This window comes from Chryseobacterium sp. KBW03, from assembly GCF_003852415.1.
Classification (GTDB): domain Bacteria; phylum Bacteroidota; class Bacteroidia; order Flavobacteriales; family Weeksellaceae; genus Chryseobacterium; species Chryseobacterium viscerum.
Genome location: NZ_QAJO01000004.1, coordinates 1 through 14,332 on the forward strand (window position 1 = coordinate 1; position 14,332 = coordinate 14,332).

Below are 14,332 nucleotides of genomic sequence, written 5' to 3' on the forward strand. Positions count from 1 at the left end.
GGAGAGGACAAGTGGGAGCGTTGGAGCGTCGGAGAGTGTTTTGGGAGGGGTTGAGGATGGGATTAATGTATAATGAGTAATGAGTAATGAGTAATGAGTAATGGGTAATGGGTAATGGAAGGTATACCTATATATAATAGCAGAGGCTTTTCTAAAAACAAATATTCTTTATTTAAGTTTGGGCTAAAGCCAACAAGGACGTTTTCTTTTTATTAAACGGGTTAAAACCCGTTTCTATGGAATTTTTACAGCCTGGATGAAGATCGTGAGTATTTGTTGATAGGATCATCATCACAGATCGCACGGATTTACACAGAGGATGATGGTATAATATAGATAAGAGAGAAAGTTGATCATACAGAATACACCTATTCATAAACTAAAACCTGGAATTGTAACCTCAAAACCGAAAACCCGGAACGCGAACCCCGAAACTATAATTCATAACTCATCATTCATCATTCATAATTAGACCTCCCCTAGCCCTGATAGCAATGGTTACCCCGCAGCTTGCGTTGGAGAGTGGGTGGGTTGGAGGGGCGGAGAGCATTGGAGCGAGGAGTATGAATGGATAGCAGGAATAGCTCCTAAGAATGTTTGAGGGTTTGAGAGTTTGAGGAATTGAGGAATTGAAGAGTTAAGGGACGGTTTGGTCTAGTAGGGGAGGAAAAAAAACATTCCGTAAGAATCCTGAGTATGTGGGAGCCTTACGGAATGGTGATTGTAAAACGAAGTTGTATTTTTAGTTCAGAACGTAGGATGTTCCATCTCTTCCGTCTTTTAATTCTATTCCTTCTGCAAGAAGTTTGTCTCTGATCTGATCTGAAAGATCAAAGTTTTTAGATTTCCTTGCCTGATTTCTAAGCTCGATAAGGACTTTCAAAGTCTGATCTAGCTTTTCATTATTATTTTCTTCTATAGCCTGTAGACCTAAGACATCAAATATAAGGGCATTCAATGTCGTTTTTAAATCTTCCAGGTCTTCTGTAGAGATTGTCTCTTTGTCATCATTCAAGGCAAAGATATATTTCACAGCCTCAAATAGGTGAGCGATCAGTATTGGAGAGTTGAAATCATCTGTTAAAGCTTCATATGCTTTGTTCTTCCACTCTTTCAAGTTGAAGCCAGACTGTTTTGTATCGTCTGGAGTGATAGCATTCAATACTTTCACCGCTTCCATCAACCTAATAAATCCTTTTTCACTGGCAATCATGGCATCGTTTGAAATATCCAAAACACTTCTGTAATGTGCCTGCAAGAAACAGAAACGCACAATTGTCGGATGGAAAGGTTTTTCAAAGAAGTCATTATCACCCGTAACCAGCTGCATCGGAAGAATGTAGTTTCCTGTAGACTTACTCATACGCTGTGAGTTCATTGTCAGCATATTAGCATGCATCCAGTAGTTTACCGGTGCCGCGTCATTGCAAGCTTTCCCCTGTGCAATTTCACATTCGTGGTGAGGGAATTTAAGGTCCATCCCTCCTCCATGGATGTCAAATGTTTCTCCTAAATATTTCGTACTCATCGCTGTACACTCAAGGTGCCATCCCGGGAATCCTTCTCCCCAAGGAGAATTCCATCTCATGATGTGAGCCGGCGATGCTTTTTTCCACAATGCAAAGTCCTGTGGATTTTTCTTTTCACCTTGGCCATCAAGATCTCTGGTATTGGCAAAAAGCTCTTCTATATTACGTTTTGAAAGTTCACCATAGTTCAATCCTCTCCTATTGTATTCTAATACATCAAAGTATACCGAACCATTGCTTTCGTAAGCGAAGCCTCTTTCAATCAGTTTTTGAGTCAGTTCGATTTGTTCAACGATATGACCGGTAGCTGTAGGTTCAATATTGGGAGGCAAAAGGTTGAACATCTCCAGTACTTTATGGAAATCTACTGTATATTTTTGTACAATTTCCATAGGCTCCAGCTTTTCAAGTCTGGTTTGTTTTACGAATCTGTCATTCTCTACATTTCCATCATCGGTAAGGTGGCCTGCATCGGTGATATTTCTTACATATCTTACTTTATACCCCAAATGCATTAGGGTGCGGTAAATAAAATCGAAGGAAAGGAAAGTTCTTACATTTCCCAAATGCACATTGCTGTACACTGTAGGTCCGCAGACATACATTCCGATATTTCCTTCTAAAATAGGTTTGAATATTTCTTTTTCCGCTGTAAGGGAGTTATATATTTTTAATTGCATTTATTTTTAAGTTAAAAGATTTAATAGTTTTAAAGATTCAAAAATTAGTTAAAAAATAGTTCTGTCACAACAAATAATTGTTGCGATGAAAATTTTATCGGAAACTTTTTTAAATTTTATCATAATTAAATCGCTTTTAAATGATGCTGCAAATGGTCTACATAATCATTGATAATGAATTCCAGTGTAAAAACCCGAGGCTCCGTTTTGGTAGTATCGCAGGTTCTTTGTAAGGCTTCATCCGGGATATTTTCAACTATATGAACAATCTGATAGTTCAGCAACTTCCACAGATCAATAAGATCTGCAGTCGGAACATTCTGGTAGTCCTGAGCTTTTACCCAAAAATTCTGATCGTATACAATATTTTCGTTCTCTTTATATTGTGTCACAACAAATCTACGGATATTTGTAAAAGCGCTGTCACAAAGATGGCCAATAATTTCTTTTTTAGACCATTTTTCCGATGAAATTCTATATGACCATTCTTCTTCAGGGATATTTTGAAATCTCTGAAGTTCGGTATCAATAATATTCTTAAGAATTTGGTAGTTCATTGTCTAATAATCCAGTTTCGCATGGCTTCCTACATAATGTAAGAATTCTTGTCTTGTAATAGGATTTGTTCTGAAAATACCACTTAATTCTGCAGTAATTGTAGAACTTGCCGTATCTTTAATTCCACGGCAGTTTACACAAAGATGCTTTGCATCAATGATACATGCTACGTCTTTTGTTCCCAATGCCTCTTTTAAAGCATCTACGATCTGCATGGTAAGCCTTTCCTGAACCTGTGGTCTTTTCGCATAATAATCAACAATCCTGTTAATTTTTGAAAGACCGATCACTTCCCCATTGGAAATATAAGCAACATGTGCTCTTCCTATGATAGGTAAGAAGTGGTGTTCACAAAAAGAATATACGGTAATATCTTTTTCCACCAGCATCTGGCGGTATTTATATTTATTGGAGAAAGTGGAAATTCCTGGCTTATTTTCCGGAAGAAGTCCTCCAAAAATCTCGTTCACATACATTTTGGCAACACGTTTTGGAGAATCTTTCAGAGAATCATCTGTCATGTCCATTCCTAATGTTTCCATAATCTCGCCAAAAAGCTCAGTAATTTTTTCTATTTTTTCCTGTGGCGATTTATCAAAAGCATCTTTCCTTATAGGCGTATGTTCTTTTCCAGTGAAAATATCATCGTCGTTATCAGTAAAATCAACCATTTTTATTTAATTTGCAGCAAAAATACGGATAATATCTATTTATCTATTTCAAAAAAGATGAAAAACATTATCTTTTATAGCCATTTCTGATTAAAAAGCCTATGATTATTGTCGAAGAAGTACAAAACCAACTCCATAAAAGGGAATTTCTTGAATTCCCGGCAAAAATTTATCAACACGACAAAAATTACATCCGACCTTTAGATAAGTATATTGAAGAGATTTTCGATCCTGAAAAGAATAAATTCTTTAAAAATGGGGAATGCAAAAGATTTCTGTTTAAAAAGAATGATAAGACGGTTGGTAAAGTAGCCGTTTTTATCAATAGCCTTTATGAACAAAAGCAACCTACCGGAGGAATTGGTTTTTTCGACTGCGTCAATGATCAGGAAACCGCCAATTTTATTTTTGATCATTGTAAAAACTGGCTTCAGGAAAAAGGAATGGAAGCGATGGACGGTCCTATTAATTTTGGAGAGCGGGACAAATTCTGGGGACTTTTAATTGAAGGTTTTATTGAACCTTTGTTTGGAATGAATTACAACCTTCCCTATTACAAAGATCTTTTTGAAAATTATGGATTCCAGATTTATTTTGAACAGCTTTGTTTTACCAGACCTGTTTTTGCAGAAGTTTCAAGAATTTTCACGATTGCTCATGAAAAGAACAGAAGAAATCCTGCTATTTCGGCCCGGCCTATGAAAAAGAATAATCTGGCCAAGTTTGCCAAAGATTTTACTGAAGTTTATAATAAGGCATGGGCTTGCCATGGAGAAGGAAAACATCTGGAAGAAGCTAAGGTTCTGAAAATGTTCAATACGATGAAACCTATTATCAATGAGCATATTTCCTGGTTTGTATATGAAAATGAAAACCCTATTGCTATGTGGATCAATATTCCGGATCTCAACCAGTGGTTTAAATATTTGAATGGAAGATTCGGCATTTTTGAAAAGCTTAAATTTTTGTTTTTAAAACGATTCAAAAAGAATGAGAAAATGGTCGGGCTTGTCTTCGGTGTTGTTCCGGAATGGCAGAAGAAAGGGATTGATGGGTATATGATCTGGGAAGGAACCCAGCATTTGAGAAAACATACGGATTTCAAGATTACAGAACTGCAGTGGATTGGCGATTTTAATCCTAAAATGATCAAGATTGCAGAAACTCTGGATACCACTGTTACCCGGAAGCTGGCTACCTACCGGTATTTGTTTGACAGGAATAAAGAGTTTGAGAGACACCAGGATTTATAATTAAAGAACAATTCTTTCTTTTCACTTATTTTAATGGAATATTTGTACTTTTGAAAGTAATTTTTTAATAAACTAAATAAAACCATATACAATGAGAAAAATCATTATCAGTATCTTATTAGTATCCTTCATTCCTCTTTCTGCACAGCAGATGACGACATTGAGTTATGACGGATCACGATTACTGAATCACACCTTTTATCAGAATGGAGATTCAAACAGTAAGGGAATCAGTTATGATGATATACAAGGGAGTCCTTACTATGACAAAGCATTTTCACCCGCTAAATTTATTGTTGCTGACAGAGCTGAAACTGCTGTAGCACGTTATAATACATATTTTGATGAAGTTGAGTTCAAGAAGGATGAAGAAACGTATTCTTTAGTTCCGGACAGCCCTTTTACCAGAATTGAATTTACCAGAACAAAAGAAACATTGGTAAAGCTTGACACCGGAGATGATCTAAAAGGATATTTCTTTGAATTGGTTAATGGTAAAAATACACTTTATAAAAAAGTAAAAACAGAGTTTAAAAATGCTTTTACTGCCAGAAATTCATACGAAACGGATAGACCGGCAAGCTTTAATGCAACGGATCCTGTTTATTATATTAAGACAGAGTCAGGATATATTAAAAAACCAAAGAAAATAAAAGAGATTGCGGATGCTTTCCCGGCGAAAAAAGATGATATTGAAAAATTTGCAAAATCTAACAATATTAAAATAAATAAAGAAGCAGACCTCATCAAACTGGTTAAGTTCTTAAATCAATAAAAAAATAAACCCCTGTGAAAATTCACAGGGGTTCCTTCATTTTTGGTACTTTTATTAGAATAGCTCACCGGCTATTTTTTTGATATTATCACTTTTCCCCATCGAGTAAAAGTGCAGAACAGGAACTCCAAAATCCAAAAGTTCTTTACATTGGGCAATCGCCCATTCTATTCCGATCTGCTTCACCGCTTCATTATTTTTTGCATTTTCCACTGCATTGATCAGTTCTTCGGGAAGGTCTATTTTGAATACCTGTGGCAGGATTTTCAAATGTTTTTTCGTAGCAATTGGCTTAATTCCTGGAATAATAGGAACTGTGATTCCCATTTCTCTTGCTTTCTGAACGAATTCTATGTACTTTTTATTGTCATAAAACATTTGGGTAACGATATAATCTGCTCCTGCATCTACTTTCTGTTTCAGCCACTTCAGATCATAATTCATGGAAGGGGCTTCCATATGTTTCTCCGGGTATCCGGCAACACCGATGCAGAATTTATTAAGTTCGTCACAAATCTGCTCTTCGTTATGAAGATATTTTCCTCTTCCCAGGTTATTAATCTGATTCACAAGATCCATTGCGCTTGCGTGGCCGCCTTGAGTAGGTTCAAAATACTGATGTCCTTTCATGGCATCACCTCTTAAAGCCATTACATTGTCTATCCCTAGGTACATACAGTCTACCAAAAGATATTCTGTTTCTTCTTTCGTGAACCCTCCGCAAAGCAAATGTGGAACAGTATCTACATTGTATTTATGTTGAATGGCAGCACAGATTCCCAATGTTCCGGGACGCATTCTTGTAATACGACGTTCCATGAGACCATTTCCTTTGTCTAAATAGATATATTCTTCTCTGGATGTGGTAACGTCAATGAAGGGCGGCTTGAATTCCATCAACGGATCTATATTGGTGTACAAGTCTTCAATCCCGATTCCTTTCTGCGGCGGAACAACTTCTAAGGAGAACAACGTTTTTCCATTTGCTTTTTTAATGTGTTCTGTTATCTTCATTTTAATTTTAATCTGCTAAATTTGGTGACAACCATTTTCTCGCTTCCTGGAGACTACAACCTCTTCTGGCGGCGTAATCTTTAAGCTGGTCTTCTGTAATTTTTCCTAATCCGAAATATTTGGCATGCGGACTTCCGAAATAATATCCGGAAACAGATGCTGTTGGAAACATGGCAAGGCTTTCTGTAAGGAAAACGCCCGTATTCTCTTCTACTTTTAAAAGATCCCAGATTGTTTTCTTCTCCAGGTGGTCAGGGCAAGCCGGATATCCTGGTGCCGGACGTACTCCTTTGTATTTTTCCGCAATTAAATCTTCATTGCTTAAGCTTTCCTGATTGGCATATCCCCAATATTCTGTTCTGACTTTTTTATGTAAAAATTCTGCATAGGCTTCTGCAAAACGGTCTGCCAGTGCTTTTACCATGATAGAATTGTAGTCATCATTAGCCTTTTCATATTCATGGGACAATTCATCGGTACCAAAACCTGTTGTTACACAGAATGCTCCCACGTAATCGGTTTTCCCTGAGCTTTGAGGAGCAATAAAATCGCTTAAAGCCAGATATTCTTTTCCTTTTGATCTTTGAGCCTGCTGTCTTAAGGTTAGAAACTTAGCCTGTTCTTTATTATTTTCATCAAAAATCAAGATATCATCAGACTCATTGGAATTCGCTTTAAAGATTCCGAAGATGGCTTTTGCTGTCAACAGTTTCTCATCCAGAATTCTCTTTAGAATAACCTGAGCATCCTTGAATAATTCTTTAGCCTGAGCACCTACGACCTCATCTTCTAAGATATTTGGATATTTTCCGTGTAAATCCCAGCTTCTGAAAAACGGTGACCAGTCGATGAAAGGAAGAAGCTCCCGCAGATCCTGATTTTCGATTACTTTTATTCCTGTAGTATTCGGAGTGAAAATGTCTTCATTTTTCCAATCAATTTTAAAATGGTTTTCTCTTGCTTCTTCAATGGAAACATAATCTTTATCCACCTGTCTGTTCAGGAACTTTTCTCTGAAATCGGAATAGTCATTCTTTAAATCCGAAACATATTCTTTATTTCTGTCACCTAATAATGAGCTTACGACATTTACAGCTCTTGAAGCATCATTCACATGAACGACAGCATTTTTATATTTTAAATCGATTTTCACTGCGGTATGTGCCTTTGAAGTGGTAGCTCCTCCGATCAATAAAGGAAAATCTAAATTTTGTCTTTCCAATTCAGATGCGATATATACCATTTCATCTAAACTTGGTGTGATCAATCCGCTTAATCCAATAACGTCTACTTTTTCTGCAATAGCCGTCTGGATGATCTTTTCAGCCGGAACCATCACTCCAAGGTCAACAATTTCGTAATTGTTGCAACCCAGAACGACGCTTACAATATTTTTACCGATATCATGAACATCTCCTTTTACAGTGGCCATTAAGATTTTTCCATTAGCCGGTCTTGCCCCGTCTTTTTCAGCTTCGATATAAGGCTGCAGATAAGCCACAGCTTTTTTCATTACTCTTGCAGACTTTACAACCTGCGGAAGGAACATTTTTCCGCTTCCGAATAGATCTCCTACAACCCCCATTCCTGTCATCAGGTTAATTTCTATAACATGAAGCGGCCTTTCAGCTAATTGTCTTGCTTCTTCTACATCTTCTTCAATAAAACGGTCGATACCTTTTACCAATGCATAGGTAATTCTTTCCTGTAACGGATTGTTTCTCCACTCTAAGTCTTCGGTCTTTTCTTTTTTGACCGATTTGTGTTTTTCCGAATAGTCAAGGAGTCTTTCTGTAGCATCTTCTCTTTTATCAAGTATTACGTCTTCTACAAGCCCTAGTAATTCCTTATTGATTTCATCATAAACCTCCAGCATCGCCGGGTTTACAATACCAATGTTCATCCCTGCCTGAATAGCGTGGTAAAGGAATACGGAATGCATAGCTTCTCTCACGGTATCATTTCCACGGAAAGAGAAGGAAACATTGCTCACTCCCCCACTCACAGATGCATAGGGAAGATTTTGTCTTACCCAGCGTGTAGCTTCAATAAAGTCGATGGCATTTCTTCTGTGCTCATCCATTCCCGTTGCTACCGGAAAGATATTTAAGTCGAAAATGATGTCTTCTGCAGGAAAGCCAAGCTGGTTTACCAAGATATCATAAGAACGTTTTGAAATTTCAATTCTTCGTTCAAAACTGTCAGCCTGTCCTACCTCATCAAATGCCATGACAATGACTGCTGCTCCATATCTTTTTATAGCTTTGGCATGTTTGATAAATTCTTCCTCACCTTCTTTTAAACTAATAGAATTCACCACACATTTTCCCTGAGCTACCTGAAGACCTGCTTCCAGGATTTCCCATTTGGAAGAGTCTACCATGATTGGGATTCTTGCGATATCCGGTTCGGAGGCAATTAAGTTCAGGAATTTGACCATGGATGCTTTACCATCAATCAATCCATCATCGAAGTTGACATCCAGAATCTGGGCACCTCCTTCTACCTGATGGCGGGCAATATCTAATGCTTCAGAGAATTTCTCCTCCTTAATCAGTCTTAAAAACTTTTTGGAACCGGCAACATTAGTCCTTTCACCAACATTGATGAAATTACTCTCCGGTGTTATGATAAGAGGCTCGAGGCCTGATAATCTTAAATACTTCATTTTATTTTTCTAAAATATAGTAGGCATTATGGTATTCTGCCTCAATCAATTCCTGTGCTTGCTTAAAAGCTGTAATCACTGGAAATTTCCTGCATGCTAAATAATGTTCTTTAGCAAATTCCCCGCTTTCCTTGGCGGATATTGCTCGACAAGGTCAGCGATCGCTTTAATATGTTCGGGAGTCGTACCGCAGCATCCCCCGATAATATTGATCAATCCTTTTTCAACATATTCTTTGATCTGTCTGGCCATATCTTCAGGAGTTTCATCATATTTTCCGAAAGCATTTGGTAAACCGGCATTCGGATAAGCTGAAACATAGAATTCTGAATTGTGAGCCAGAGTTTCAAGATAAGGAGTCAGCTGATCTGCTCCCAATGCACAGTTGAAACCTACGCTTAATAAATTCAGGTGGGAAACTGAGATCAGAAAAGCTTCTGCCGTCTGCCCGCTCAATGTTCTTCCTGAAGCATCTGTAATGGTTCCTGAAACCATGATCGGAATTTTTATTCCTCTTTCGTCCTGCAGTTCATCAATAGCAAACAAAGCTGCTTTCGCATTCAGTGTATCAAAGATGGTTTCTACCAAAAGGATATCTGAACCTCCATCCAGCAAAGCTTCACATTGCTGCTTATAAGCGACTCTCAATTCTTCAAAAGTAATGGCTCTGTATCCGGGATCGTTAACATCCGGGCTTAAGCTTGCCGTCCTGTTGGTAGGTCCGATAGATCCAGCTACGAATCTCGGCTTATCAGGATTTTGTGCAGTGTACTCGTCACAGGCTTTTCTGGCAATCTTTGCAGACTCATAGTTCAGATCATATACCAGATCTTCCATGTGATAATCTGCCATAGCAATCGTAGTTCCTGAAAATGTATTGGTTTCAATAATGTCAGCTCCGGCTTCCAGATATTTCTTGTGAACTTCTTCAATGGCTTGGGGCTGTGTAAGAGAAAGCAGGTCATTATTTCCTTTTACAGGATGCTCCCAGTCTTTGAAACGCTCTCCACGGTAATCTTCTTCTTCAAACTTGTATCTCTGAAGCATCGTCCCCATGGCACCGTCAAGAATTAAGATTCTTTCAGATAAAGCTTTATATAATTGTTCTGAATTTTTCATTTTTAAATGTTTTGGCTACAACCTGTTCTATTGAATTAATCCAAAGCCTGTTTCAGATCTGCAATGATATCTTCTACATTTTCCAATCCTACAGAGCAACGAACCAGTCCTGCTGTAATTCCTACTTCATTTCTTTCCTCGTCTGACAGTTTGGAGTGTGTAGTGGATGCCGGATGAGTAACGATCGTTCTTGTATCACCCAAGTTGGCAGACAATGAACACATTTGTATCTTATCTAAAAAATTTCTTCCGCCTTCAATTCCGCCTTTTATTTCAAATGCTACAATATTTCCGCCAAGCTTCATCTGTTTTTTTGCTATTTCATAACTTGGATGGGATTTCAGGAATGGATATTTTACTAAGTCTACGTTGGGATGGTTTTCTAAAAATTCGGCTACCTTCAGGGCATTCTCACAGTGCTTTTCTACACGAATTGCCAATGTTTCCAGGCTTTTTGATAGCACCCAGGCATTAAAAGGAGACAATGCAGGTCCTGTATTTCTTGCGAAAAGATAAATTTCTCTGATCAGGTCTTCTTTTCCTACTGCTATTCCCCCTAGTACTCTTCCCTGTCCGTCAATCAATTTCGTTGCTGAATGTACAACAACATCTGCACCATATTTGATCGGCTGCTGAAGATAAGGCGTTGCAAAACAGTTATCTACAATGAAAATAAGATTATGCTTTTTGGCGATCTGTCCAAAAAACTCAAGATCCAGAATTTCAATCGCTGGATTGGTAGGAGTTTCAAGGTATAAAATCTTTGTATTGGGTTGAATATATTTTTCAACATTCTGAGCATCTTCCGCTTTGAAATAAGAAGTTTCAATATTCCATTTCGGAAAATACTTGGTAAATAAAGTATGTGTAGATCCGAATACAGACTGACAGCTTACAATATGATCTCCGGCATTCAAGAGTGCAGCAAATGTAGAATAGATGGCTGCCATTCCTGTTGCAAAAGCATACCCAGCTTCTGCACCTTCCATCTTAGCGATCTTATCGGTAAACTCTGTCACATTCGGATTAGAGAAACGGCTGTATAGATTTTTAGGTTTTTCTTCTGCAAAGCTTGCTCTCATATCTTCTGCATCCTGAAATATAAAACTTGAGGTAAGATATAATGGCGTGGAATGTTCATCAAACTGAGATCTTTCAGTCTGGGTTCTTATTGCTGATGTTTCAAAATTTTCCATATAGTTTTAATTGGTCAATTTCACAGTGTAGCCATCAGATTCTTCGCTATGCTCAGAAGGACAATTGCCGTTATGGTTACACTGCCAAATTGGTAGATTGTTACATTAAATATTATTTAGTTTCACTTACTCTTAAAATATCTCCGAATACTCCCCTAGCTGTTACTTGGGCTCCGGCTCCGGCTCCCATGATCACGATTGGATTTTCTCCATAGCTTTCTGTATAAATTTCAAAGATAGAATCGGAACCTTTTAACTGTCCTAATGCTGAAGTAGCAGGAACTGAAATCAATTTCACATCCAATTCACCTTTATCTTTCTGCAAGTCACCATGTAAATCACCCACATATCTCAACACATGACCAGGCTCCTGATTTTCTTTAATTTTCTGGTATTCTTCATCCAGTTCATCCAATCTTGAAAGAAATTCTGATTTTGAAACTTCAAGTAAGCTTTCCGGAACAAGGTTTTGGATATTAATATCACCGAATTCATTGATCAGGTCTAGCTCTCTTGCTAAAATCAATAGTTTTCTTGCGACATCATTTCCGGATAAGTCTTCTCTCGGATCCGGTTCTGTATACCCTTTTTCCAAAGCTTCATTGATGATGGTTGAAAATTTATCGTCTCTCAAAGAAAAATTATTGAATACATAGCTCAGTGTTCCTGAGAATACTCCTTTGATTCTTGTGATATTTTCTCCTGAAAGGTGTAATAACTTGATGGTATCAATTAATGGTAAACCAGCTCCAACATTGGTTTCATAAAGGTAACGTCTGTTGTTTTTGCTCAACGTATATCTTAGTTTTCTGTACTCCTCAATTGGAAGGGTATTGAAAATTTTGTTGGAAGAAACCAGATCAAATCCGTTTTCTGCTAAAGCATGGTAGTTCTTCACAAAATCCTTACTCGCTGTGTTATCTACAACAATCAGGTTCTCCAGTTGATTTTCATTAGAGAAATTAATAAGCTCTTCTACATTCGACGGATGTTCTGCTGTCAAAACCTCATCACCCCAATTGGCATCGAATCCTTTTTTGTTGAAGGCAATTTTCTTTGAATTGGCTACTGCAACTACTTTAAGGTCTATTTTTTTACGCTTCTTAATTTCTTCTGCAGATTCCAAGACCTGCTGTATTAATGTCTTTCCTACATTTCCGTGACCAATGATTGCCAGATGAACCGTCTTTGGTTTTTTGAAAATTTCAGATTCTATGATGTTTTTTGTTTTTTCATCCTGTGAAGAAGTCACTACGATATTGACTCTGTTTTCTCCGGCTACCTGATTCAGCAATAATGGGAAAACATTGTTTCTTGCCAGTTCGGCAAAGACTTTATTGAAATCTTCTGCTACAAAACCGATCACAGAAACATTATTGATACTATAGATCTGAGAAACTTTTCCAGATTTTCTTTCTGCTTCGAACTCATCAATAAGACAAGCGACTGCTTTTTCTGCATCAATTTCCTGCACCAAAATAGAAATTCCGTTTTCTATGGCCTGTTGTGAGATTACTCCTACACTGATACGCGCTAAAGTGAGCGCTTTAAAAATTCTACCGTCAATCCCGATTTCGCCCAGGAAATCTTCTCCTTCAAATTTGATGATTGATCTGTTCTTCAAAAATTTTATTTCGTTAGCATTTTTCATTACTTCTATAAAATGTTTTTTATGATATTATTTAATTGTTGATATTCCATTAGGAAGGCGTCATGCCCGTGTATAGATTGGATCTCGTGATAAGAAACATTCTTATTTTTCTCTTTTAAGTTTTCAAAACACATTCGGATTTCAGAAGCCGGAAAGAATAAGTCTGTATCTACGGAGATCATGTGCATTCGTGCTTCGATCTTCTCCAGTGCTTTTTCATCAGCATTGATATTCATCAAGAGATGATTCATCAGTTTGTACGCTTTTAAACTAAATCTCTCGTTTAACGCATTACCATGATAAACCAGCCAGTCTTCTGATTCCAGGCGTTGTTTGTCCTGATTATATTGGTTTTGAAATCTATCGTTGAGTGATTGTGGAGTTCTATAACAGAGCATCGCATGAATTCTTGCTTTCTGTAATGGTTCATCTTTATCATTCAATAAAAATTTTTGAACCAGACATTGAGCATGAAGCCAGTCGTGTGTTCTGTAATCACAGGCTATGGGAATAAATATTTCTGCAAGATCCGGCTGCTTAGCAAGCATTTCCCATGCAATTCCCCCTCCAAGAGAGCCTCCAATAATGGCATATATATTTTTGATATGTAAAGCTTCAAGCCCTTTCAGAAATATCGCTGCGATATCTGAAGGCGTGAAGTCTTCATAGTCTTCAATTAAAAAATTGTCATAACCGTTTCCGGGTATATTGAAACACAGAACAGTATATTGATCGGTATCAACAAGCTGATTTTCTCCCACCAATTGTTTCCACCAGCCTTTTTCTCCCGATACATTTGAGTTTCCGGTAAGAGCATGGTTGATTAGAATGATGGGTGCTGTAAACAGATCTTTCCCAAAAAGCTGATAGCTTAATGAGATATGATATTCCTTTTGGGAATACGTTTGATACGAAAGATTAATATAGTTTAGTTCTGTTTTCAATTCTATTATATTTTAATACAAATACAATTGAAAATGCCACAGGAAATGGCTGAAAAGAACTTCAGTAAGTTATCTGTCCAAAATAAATTGGTAGAACGTAGCACCTTCTTTGCTTGCGCAAAGGGTTGCTAAGGTTTCATAGGGTCTAATCCCTCAACCTTTCTTGATAACATTTTCAATATTTAAATGAACGAATGGTGCAAAGGTAGTTCTTTTCTTTTAATTTCAAAAAAAAATTATTTTAATATTTAAAACAGCCCTTAAATACAAGTAT

At 37.4% G+C, this 14,332-nt stretch carries 11 protein-coding genes and 1 riboswitch; of the genes, 2 read left to right on the forward strand and 9 right to left on the reverse strand.

Annotated features, from left to right (window positions below):
* Positions 1–742 precede the first annotated feature (742 nt).
* The 3 genes from cysS to folE all read right to left on the reverse strand — a co-directional run bounded on the left by cysS (position 743) and on the right by folE (position 3,438).
* Entirely contained in the window at positions 743–2,209 is a 1,467-nt protein-coding gene (gene cysS, locus DBR39_RS07970) for a cysteine--tRNA ligase (RefSeq protein ID WP_124532089.1), read from the reverse strand.
* A 125-nt stretch (positions 2,210–2,334) separates the two neighbouring features.
* Complete coding sequence (locus tag DBR39_RS07975) at positions 2,335–2,766, reverse strand: DinB family protein (RefSeq protein WP_124532091.1); 432 nt, start codon at positions 2,764–2,766, stop codon at positions 2,335–2,337.
* A 3-nt stretch (positions 2,767–2,769) separates the two neighbouring features.
* Entirely contained in the window at positions 2,770–3,438 is a 669-nt protein-coding gene (folE, locus tag DBR39_RS07980) for a GTP cyclohydrolase I FolE (protein WP_034725871.1), read from the reverse strand.
* 101 nt (positions 3,439–3,539) lie between these two features.
* Between folE and DBR39_RS07985 the strand changes: the two genes are divergently transcribed.
* Positions 3,540–4,691, forward strand: a complete 1,152-nt coding sequence (locus DBR39_RS07985) for a hypothetical protein (RefSeq protein ID WP_124532093.1) — start codon at positions 3,540–3,542, stop codon at positions 4,689–4,691.
* A gap of 91 nt (positions 4,692–4,782) precedes the next feature.
* Entirely contained in the window at positions 4,783–5,466 is a 684-nt protein-coding gene (locus DBR39_RS07990; RefSeq protein ID WP_124532095.1) for a hypothetical protein, read from the forward strand.
* 54 nt (positions 5,467–5,520) lie between these two features.
* On the opposite strand, the gene metF is transcribed toward DBR39_RS07990, so the two are convergent.
* The 6 genes from metF to DBR39_RS08020 all read right to left on the reverse strand — a co-directional run bounded on the left by metF (position 5,521) and on the right by DBR39_RS08020 (position 14,058).
* Positions 5,521–6,480 (reverse strand): methylenetetrahydrofolate reductase [NAD(P)H], encoded by a 960-nt coding sequence (gene metF, locus DBR39_RS07995; protein WP_124532097.1) that lies wholly within the window; start codon positions 6,478–6,480, stop codon positions 5,521–5,523.
* Between the two features lie 7 nt (positions 6,481–6,487).
* Positions 6,488–9,148, reverse strand: coding sequence for a methionine synthase (gene metH / locus DBR39_RS08000; protein WP_124532099.1), 2,661 nt, complete (start codon positions 9,146–9,148; stop codon positions 6,488–6,490).
* Between the two features lie 96 nt (positions 9,149–9,244).
* Complete coding sequence (locus tag DBR39_RS08005; protein WP_124532101.1) at positions 9,245–10,267, reverse strand: homocysteine S-methyltransferase family protein; 1,023 nt, start codon at positions 10,265–10,267, stop codon at positions 9,245–9,247.
* A gap of 35 nt (positions 10,268–10,302) precedes the next feature.
* Positions 10,303–11,463 (reverse strand): O-succinylhomoserine sulfhydrylase, encoded by a 1,161-nt coding sequence (locus DBR39_RS08010; RefSeq protein WP_109737741.1) that lies wholly within the window; start codon positions 11,461–11,463, stop codon positions 10,303–10,305.
* A gap of 112 nt (positions 11,464–11,575) precedes the next feature.
* Positions 11,576–13,114, reverse strand: coding sequence for an ACT domain-containing protein (locus tag DBR39_RS08015; protein WP_124532103.1), 1,539 nt, complete (start codon positions 13,112–13,114; stop codon positions 11,576–11,578).
* A gap of 5 nt (positions 13,115–13,119) precedes the next feature.
* Positions 13,120–14,058, reverse strand: a complete 939-nt coding sequence (locus DBR39_RS08020; protein ID WP_124532105.1) for an alpha/beta fold hydrolase — start codon at positions 14,056–14,058, stop codon at positions 13,120–13,122.
* 66 nt (positions 14,059–14,124) lie between these two features.
* Positions 14,125–14,231, reverse strand: a riboswitch (SAM riboswitch).
* Positions 14,232–14,332 lie beyond the last annotated feature (101 nt).

Bases quoted from the DNA above. Each gene is read 5' to 3' on its own strand.
- cysS (WP_124532089.1), bottom strand. From the start codon at position 2,209: ATGCAATTAAAAATATATAACTCCCTTACAGCGGAAAAAGAAATATTC.
- DBR39_RS07975 (WP_124532091.1), bottom strand. From the start codon at position 2,766: ATGAACTACCAAATTCTTAAGAATATTATTGATACCGAACTTCAGAGA.
- folE (WP_034725871.1), bottom strand. From the start codon at position 3,438: ATGGTTGATTTTACTGATAACGACGATGATATTTTCACTGGAAAAGAA.
- DBR39_RS07985 (WP_124532093.1), top strand. From the start codon at position 3,540: ATGATTATTGTCGAAGAAGTACAAAACCAACTCCATAAAAGGGAATTT.
- DBR39_RS07990 (WP_124532095.1), top strand. From the start codon at position 4,783: ATGAGAAAAATCATTATCAGTATCTTATTAGTATCCTTCATTCCTCTT.
- metF (WP_124532097.1), bottom strand. From the start codon at position 6,480: ATGAAGATAACAGAACACATTAAAAAAGCAAATGGAAAAACGTTGTTC.
- metH (WP_124532099.1), bottom strand. From the start codon at position 9,148: ATGAAGTATTTAAGATTATCAGGCCTCGAGCCTCTTATCATAACACCG.
- DBR39_RS08005 (WP_124532101.1), bottom strand. From the start codon at position 10,267: ATGAAAAATTCAGAACAATTATATAAAGCTTTATCTGAAAGAATCTTA.
- DBR39_RS08010 (WP_109737741.1), bottom strand. From the start codon at position 11,463: ATGGAAAATTTTGAAACATCAGCAATAAGAACCCAGACTGAAAGATCT.
- DBR39_RS08015 (WP_124532103.1), bottom strand. From the start codon at position 13,114: ATGAAAAATGCTAACGAAATAAAATTTTTGAAGAACAGATCAATCATC.